Source organism: Paraburkholderia sp. GAS32, assembly GCF_050434225.1.
Taxonomy (GTDB): Bacteria; Pseudomonadota; Gammaproteobacteria; order Burkholderiales; family Burkholderiaceae; genus Paraburkholderia; species Paraburkholderia madseniana.
In genome coordinates, this window is record NZ_JBNPVS010000109.1 from 1 (window position 1) to 7,160 (window position 7,160).

Sequence of the window (7,160 nt, forward strand, 5' to 3'; positions counted from 1 at the left end):
GACAGTCGGCGTTCGCAATTGACGCTGTCGAACGACCGCTGTGCTGCAGTGAGTGGGCATGCCAGCGTCGACATGCGAGCGGCGGCTTTGGCCGACAAGCAACACTTCACCATTGGGAATCGAATGGCCGGTTCCTGAGTGGAACCGACGCCTGAATGTCTGAGCGACGTTGCGCGCGAACGACGCTTCATGGCCGAGCCCGGAACTCCGGAAGCCGGCCGAGTCCGGTCAGACGCCCCTCGGCCGCGAACTTCGCTAGTCGGCCCTCACCGCACCTTCGTCTCGCGAGAAATCACCCGCTCGCGGGCCACGCTTGCCACCCCGAACCGCCAGTTGGCATCTGAACGCTCATCCACCTCGCGGACCAGCTGAAAGCGCTGCTCGGGCTGGGCTCCAACGCGTTTGCCCGTGCTGGGAATGCGAACAGCTCAACCTTTTCCGCGCCTCGCCGATATACCGCTCTAACGCAGCCTCGAGTTGGACAGACGCGACGCTTGCTGGAGCGGCCAGTGGACAAGGACAGTTTCCTGCGAAACGCCGTTCGCCGAACGGGCGAGCGGCGCCTGGCACGCTTCGAAGAAGACCCTTCCCGATCGAAGAATCTTCCAGCCCATAGCGCGCATGCCAGCACGACAAGGAAGGCAGTCACAGGAACCATCAGTCGGTCCCCATGTGAAGCCCGTCAGGTTGTCAATGCTGCGAGCATGGGCCAAACCGCAATCCCCCGATTCAGGTGCCTCAGGAGGGCACGCTTCACTATCATGAAACGAATCTATGCCACGTTCCTCACCGCCCTTCTGATCGCTACGCTCGCGCCGGAGTGTTACGGACAGTACAGCACCGACTGGGTGGCGAACACATTTGGGACCAACGCTACCCACGTGGGTAGCGTCGCGCGCTCCATGTGGATAGCGCCCGAGGGCGTCATCTACACGGCTTCCATGTGGGACGAAAACGAAGGTGGTGTCGCGATATACCAGAACGGCCAAAGCCTGGGATCCATAGGAGGTCACGGCGAGTTTCAGGGCAGCGCCATTACGGGTAACGCAACTTCGATCTTCGCCGCTCTGCAATTTAATGCCACTTACGGCAGCGGCACGGTCGGGCGGTACAACCGAACCACTCAAACTCGCGACTTTCTTATCTCGGTCAGCGCGACAACGACTGAGCAGCGGGCTGATGTAATCACGGGACTCGCGACGTCGGGCTCGCTCCTTTATGCGAGCGACTCGCCTGGAAATCGCATCCGCGTCTACACCACCGACGGCGTCTGGCGGCAGGATATCGCCGTCTCAAGCCCTGGCGCGCTCGCGGTGGACAGCGCAGGAAACATCTGGGTTGCGCAGAAGAGCGCGGGCGCGATCCTCGAATTCAATCCGGCCGGCGTGCTCGTGAACACCATCCAGATGTCCGTCGCCTCTCGACCGTCCTCGCTGTATCTCGATTCGTCGACCGGGTTTCTCATGATCGGCGACGCGGGCCCCGACATGAACATCAAGATCTATAACACTTTGGTCATTCCATTTCTGATCAGTACATTTGGCATTCAGGGGGGATATCTCGATACGACAACGGGAATCAAAGGCCAGGTTGGCGACAGGCGTTTTACCCGCGTCACCGGCATCGGCAAAGACGCCGCCGGCAACCTGTACGTGCTCAACAACCCGTGGGGCGGAAGCTGGGACCTCGGCCGCGACGGCGGCACCGACATTCACTCCTACGACAGTTCTGGCCACCTGCAATGGAAGCTTCAGTCTCTGAACTTCGAGGGGGTCGCCGCTCCGGACCCGGCTACCGACGGCGCGTACTTCTATGGAGGGACCAACATCTACACCGGCACCGCTGGGGGAACCTTCGTAGCGAACACGGTCGATCCGATCGACTATCCATCCGATCCACGCATCAACATCAACGATCGCTCACGGGATGAGCACTTCGGTCAACTTGCCACCGTCGGCGCCAACCGGATCCTCGTGGCGTCCGGCCAGAATCCCGATACTTTCTACTTCTTCCACTTCAATGCTGCGAATGGCTACATCGCCATACCGGACGCCACGCTTCCGGGTACGGCGTTCAATACGACCGCACCGGTCAGGGACGGATTCTGCCTCGACAGCAAAGGGGACGTCTGGGCCGGTTTGGACAAGACGAATGCCATCTGGCACTATCCGCTGACCGGCTTCGATGCCAACGGGAAGCCGAGTTGGGGAGCAGGAATTGCAACGCCCATTCCGGGCACGATCACGCCATTGACGCGGATCATCTACCTGCCGGAAAGCGACACGATGATCCTGGCCCAGGGAGTTGTCGGGAGCGCAGACTGGACGTCGATCGGAACGCGGATCGAGGTGTATCACGGCTGGCTCGCAGGCAACACGACCGCTCCCAATCCGGTGATCAACCTCACCAGCGCCAATCCCAAGTCGATCACGGCGGCCGGCAACTATCTCTTCGTCGGATACGTACACACCGTGCCCAACATCGACGCCTTCAATCTCACCACAGGCAGCCTGGACACCACGTTGATCAACAGCAACCCCAACACCGTGTACGTCGGCAATGACGTGGATTCGATGTACGGCCTTCGATCGTACCGTCGGTCGACCGGGGAGTACGTGATCACGAAGGACAACTACAACGGGGCCAGCGTCATCATCTATCGCTGGACACACTGATCGACAGTGCTCGTCGCGGCTACGCCCCGGCGAGCACCTCACGTTATGTCGACTTATTGACCTTGTTTCTTTCCACAGGCAGCGTTCGGCCGGAGCGCTCCTTCTTGGCGATAGCTGGCGCTGGGCCTGCGAGTCCGGTTTTGCCGAGGCCGGCGGTTAGCAGGTCATCGCTGATGCCGTCATAGGTGGTCGTCCTGAGGCTGTCCGCCACGACGAACCACGGCAGGCCATTCGGGCCTGGGCGGCGGTCGTCGTGATCGTCGGCCCGCGCAACAGGGACGAGTACTGCGCTCACTATCGCGGCGCTGAGCAGCACTGCCTTTTTTCGGGTTGCCATCCGCATGTCAACGGCCGCTTCGGAGGCGCAGCCTTTCGTCTGGTGTATGGCGACGCTCCGAAGCACACGGCGGATGGTCTAAACTTCAGAATCGACGAACAAGGCCATTCCCGTTCGGCTACCTCGCCATGGCGCACATCTTCTTCGCTGCTTCGATTCAACGGCATATCGCAACGCCCGAGCGCGAGATCGATGCGCGCACGCTCGGCGAAGCACTCGAGGCCGTCTTCGCCGCGCAACCTCGACTGCGCGGCTACATCGTTGACGATCAGGGCTCACTGCGAAGGCATCTCGCCGTGTTTGTCGATGGCCGGCCGGTGCGCGACCGACAACATCTGTCCGATGCGCTCGGTGAGGAAAGCCGGGTTTACGTCATACAGGCGCTGTCGGGCGGATAAGAAGGTTCCACTCGTACTCCTGGAGACACTCGACATGAGCGATCGATTGCTTGTTGCAACCCGCAAGGGACTGTTCGTTCTGCAAGCCGACGACGAGGGTAGCTGGACCCTCGGTGAGCCGTATTTCGTCGGCGAGCCGGTGAGCATGGTGCTGCCTGATCCGCGCGACGGATCGCTGTATGTCGGGCTCAATCTCGGCCACTTCGGCGTGAAGCTGCATCGCCGGCGCGCTGGCATGGCGGATTGGGAAGAGTGCGCGGTTCCCGTCTACCCGCCGCAGCCTGCTGACGAGACGCGTACCGGTGACGGCGCGGACAATGCGAGCGCGGCCGCGCCCAGCCCGTCGCCGCCTTGGACGCTTCAGCAAATCTGGTCGCTCGAAACCGGCGGCCCGGACGAGCCGGGCGTCTTGTGGGCCGGCACGATCCCCGGTGGGCTCTTCCGTTCTGACGATGGTGGCGACACGTGGGTGCTCAACCGTGCGCTGTGGGATCGCCCGGAGCGCCGCGAATGGCTCGGAGGCGGCTACGACGCGCCGGGCATCCATTCCGTGATGGTCGATCCGCGCAACAGCCGGCACGTGACGGTCGGCGTGTCGTGCGGCGGCGTCTGGCAAACGGCCGATGGTGGTGCGACCTGGTGCCTGAGTGCCGAGGGCATGGAGGCCGACTATATGCCGCCAGAGCGGCGCGGCGATGCCAACGTGCAAGACCCGCACCGCGTCGTGCAATGCACGGCAAACCCCGATGTGCTGTGGACGCAGCATCACTGCGCGATCTTCCGCTCGACCGACGGCGCTGCCCACTGGCAGCGGATCGAAGCGCAGCCATCGAGTTTCGGCTTCGCCGTTGCCGTGCACCCGCGCGAGCCGGACACCGCGTGGTTCGTGCCCGCCGTGAAAGACCAGTACCGGATCCCGGTAGACGGCCAGTTCGTCGTCACGCGCACACGCGACGGAGGCCGCACGTTCGAGCGCTTCTCGAACGGGTTGCCGCCTACACCGGCCTATGACCTCGTGTATCGGCACGGGCTCGCCGTAGACGACTCCGGCACGCGCCTCGCGATGGGGTCGACCACTGGCGCGCTATGGACATCCGACGATGGCGGCGAAAGCTGGCATTTGATTTCAGCGCATTTGCCGCCGGTATATTGTGTTCGGTTTGGATGAGGGCGCCGAGCAAACGCATTCGCTTTAGCTAACTTGCGCCGTCGCCACCCTGCCAGCGAATGTACGCGGCAGTACTCATCGCGTCGATGTTCGGCAGCTCGCCGACGCGAACGTGCTGAAAAAAACCAAGCAGTGGCCCCAAGGGGATTTTTCTGGTGTGGATTCAATCCAGCACGAATATCCCAAGCGTTTCCAATCCAACGATCTGTCATCGTTGACGCGTCGAAGAAGCTCCTGTGCGATTACCTCGCACCAGATCAAGGCCTCTTCCGCCGACCCTGCCTCGATAAATGCGCCCGATGACGATTCGTAATCTTCGATCAGTCCGCGCTCAAATAGCTCACGCGGTTCAGGCTCGTGGTATTGGAAAATGACGAGATATTCGTGCGCCATGCCGTAAGGGGAGGATTGACGGTTTTTCCCGGACGCTGTTCGTGCCAACGGCGTCGAGATTTCCTATCGATTGTCGATGATCTGCGCACCGATGTCGAACGCCTGAAAGTTATTAGGTTTATACGACGCCTGCCCACATCTGCTTGTGGCGCTCGCCCATGCTCGTGACTGAGGGCAGGCATGCTACAAATCTGAACGACTGAAGTCGTTCACCTTCTCGATGGTTAGTGCTGCGTGGGAGCCGGCTGTTGGGCAGCGTCTGCTTCTTCGTTTGTCGCGGATTTGGCTGACGTTTGCTTGCCAGGGCGGGGCTTCGTGCCTGCCGGTGTTTCCTTCGTCGCTATTTGTGATGCCTCTGCAAGAAGGCGCGCTGCACGGCTCGCGGTGATGCGGCTCTGCGGGATGCCCTTCGCATCGAGCGCGATCACCTGATACAGCTCACGGTCACATTCGAGTTCTCGCTGATATTGCTCTGCTGTGTCGACAAGCAATTCAAGCATGGTCTGCTGACGTCGTCTTTCGTCGCTCGTGATGGCAGGATTCCTACACATTGAGGACGCAAGTGTGATCAGCGTGTTGAGTTGACTCAACTGCCGGTTGCATAGATCGAAGGTGGAGAGCGCAAGCTTTTCGTACTGGAGCGCGTCGACAGGCGGGCGTGAAGCGGGTTGAGATTTTTTTGTAGGTTTGCTGCTCATGGTGCGACCTCCCTGGTACTTCCTGGATCGCCCGACACTCGCTGAAAGATGAATTAGTAAGGACTTCCCCGGTCTGCGGATCGTCACCGTCTGGTGCGATCATGGCTGGTGCAACGCAACCTTCCACAAAGGGGGAAGTCATGGACAAGATTACTCGTGTTGGCGTGGATCTGGCGAAGAACGTCATGCAACTTCATGCCGTTGATTGCACCGAGCACGTTGTCGTGCGCAGGGCCATTGCACGTGAGCGGTTCGTGAGCTGGTTTGCCAATCTGGAGCCGTGCCTAGTCGCCATGGAAGCGTGCAGCGCGGCGCACTACTGGGCGCGCAAGCTGCGCGCGGTCGGACATGACGTGCGACTGATTCCACCGCAATTTGCCGCTCCCTACCGCAAAGGCGGTGCCCGCGTGAAGAATGACGCAGTCGATGCAGAAGCGATCTGCGAAGCCGCCAGCCGCCCGCACATGCGGTTCGTGCCGATCAAGACACCTGCCCAGCAAAGCGTGCTGGTGCTCCATCGCATGCGCACGGGATTTATCGAGGAGCGCACCGCGCTGGTGAACCGACTACGCGGATTGCTGGCCGAGTTCGGCGTCTTCCTGCCGCAAGGCATCCACCAGTTGCGCAAGCACTTCGTTGACCGCGTCGAGGATGGCAGTAACGAACTCGCCGCCCCGGCCCGAGAAGCCCTGATGCATGGGTTGGCCCAATGGCAGGCGCTCGACGATGAAATTGCCTGGCTTGACACGCAGATCGCGCGGCACGTCAGCGATGATCCCCAAGCCCAGCGGTGCATGAAGGTCTGCGGCGTGGGCCGGCTGACAGCATCCGCAGCAGTCGCTACGGTCATCGACGCCCGCCAGTTCAAGAACGGTCGTCAGATGGCGGCCTGGATCGGGCTCGTACCCAAACAGAACAGCAGCGGCGGCAAGCCGCGACTCGGGCGCATCACCAGACAGGGCAACGACTATCTGCGCAGCCTGCTTTACCAAGGCGCGCGATCAGCCATCCAGGCTGCGCACCGACACGACGACCGCCTCTCACGCTGGATCGTCCAGTTGCAGGCGCGCATTGGCTACCACAAGACGCTCGTCGCGGTCGCCAACAAGCACGCCCGCATTCTGTGGGCTGTGCTCGCCAAGGGCGAGCACTTCGATCCCGCATACGTGTGCGCTCGTGCCGCCGCCAAGGCAAGCGGCTGACGCTACATGCCGTTTGAACTGAACCGAACTCCACTCAAGGACGCAACAGGCAAGGATAGCGACAGGTCAGACCGGCAGCGGGCGAACTCGACCGCTCACAAGGCGCTGCACGATGTGCATTCGCCGGGAGATGAACGGAGTCCCGCTGCGCGGTTACTATCCGGGCCCGGGCGCGGCAACGACAGCGCCCAACAAGATCCTATGTACAGGAGGGGTCGACGAACTGATACGTAAAATCAACGTGTCGAGTCCTGTTCAAAGGAGAGAGCATCATGCGCACCGATCAGAC

6 protein-coding genes are annotated in these 7,160 nt (G+C 61.4%); 4 read left to right on the forward strand and 2 right to left on the reverse strand.

The genetic code is table 11. The annotated features are described in order from the left end of the window. Positions 1 to 761 precede the first annotated feature (761 nt). Positions 762 to 2,675: an SMP-30/gluconolactonase/LRE family protein gene (locus tag P3T25_RS48225; protein WP_166618228.1), complete on the forward strand. Its 1,914-nt coding sequence runs from the start codon at positions 762 to 764 to the stop codon at positions 2,673 to 2,675. A 43-nt stretch (positions 2,676 to 2,718) separates the two neighbouring features. Here the strand turns inward: P3T25_RS48225 and P3T25_RS48230 are convergent, their stop codons facing one another. Continuing rightward, the gene (locus P3T25_RS48230; RefSeq protein ID WP_154562329.1) at positions 2,719 to 3,012 is read right to left on the reverse strand and encodes a 3-hydroxybutyrate oligomer hydrolase family protein; all 294 of its coding nucleotides are present in this window, start codon (positions 3,010 to 3,012) and stop codon (positions 2,719 to 2,721) included. A 128-nt stretch (positions 3,013 to 3,140) separates the two neighbouring features. On the opposite strand from P3T25_RS48230, the gene P3T25_RS48235 reads away from it, so the two are divergent. Beyond that, the gene (locus P3T25_RS48235; protein ID WP_154562331.1) at positions 3,141 to 3,410 is read left to right on the forward strand and encodes a MoaD/ThiS family protein; all 270 of its coding nucleotides are present in this window, start codon (positions 3,141 to 3,143) and stop codon (positions 3,408 to 3,410) included. A 34-nt stretch (positions 3,411 to 3,444) separates the two neighbouring features. Continuing rightward, positions 3,445 to 4,578 (forward strand): WD40/YVTN/BNR-like repeat-containing protein, encoded by a 1,134-nt coding sequence (locus tag P3T25_RS48240; protein WP_154562333.1) that lies wholly within the window; start codon positions 3,445 to 3,447, stop codon positions 4,576 to 4,578. A gap of 617 nt (positions 4,579 to 5,195) precedes the next feature. Here P3T25_RS48240 and P3T25_RS48245 read toward each other — a convergent pair. Further along, a complete protein-coding gene (locus P3T25_RS48245) occupies positions 5,196 to 5,669 on the reverse strand; it encodes a hypothetical protein (RefSeq protein ID WP_154562335.1) in 474 nt (157 codons plus the stop codon). Positions 5,670 to 5,809: 140 nt separating this feature from the next. Here P3T25_RS48245 and P3T25_RS48250 point away from each other — a divergent pair, with 140 nt between their 5' ends. Further along, on the forward strand, positions 5,810 to 6,871 hold the full coding sequence (locus P3T25_RS48250) for an IS110 family transposase (protein WP_429364809.1): 1,062 nt from the start codon (positions 5,810 to 5,812) through the stop codon (positions 6,869 to 6,871). Positions 6,872 to 7,160 lie beyond the last annotated feature (289 nt).

Excerpts from the sequence above, each read along its gene's own strand:
- P3T25_RS48225 (WP_166618228.1), top strand. The coding sequence starts at position 762 with ATGAAACGAATCTATGCCACGTTCCTCACCGCCCTTCTGATCGCTACG.
- P3T25_RS48230 (WP_154562329.1), bottom strand. The coding sequence starts at position 3,012 with ATGGCAACCCGAAAAAAGGCAGTGCTGCTCAGCGCCGCGATAGTGAGC.
- P3T25_RS48235 (WP_154562331.1), top strand. The coding sequence starts at position 3,141 with ATGGCGCACATCTTCTTCGCTGCTTCGATTCAACGGCATATCGCAACG.
- P3T25_RS48240 (WP_154562333.1), top strand. The coding sequence starts at position 3,445 with ATGAGCGATCGATTGCTTGTTGCAACCCGCAAGGGACTGTTCGTTCTG.
- P3T25_RS48245 (WP_154562335.1), bottom strand. The coding sequence starts at position 5,669 with ATGAGCAGCAAACCTACAAAAAAATCTCAACCCGCTTCACGCCCGCCT.
- P3T25_RS48250 (WP_429364809.1), top strand. The coding sequence starts at position 5,810 with ATGGACAAGATTACTCGTGTTGGCGTGGATCTGGCGAAGAACGTCATG.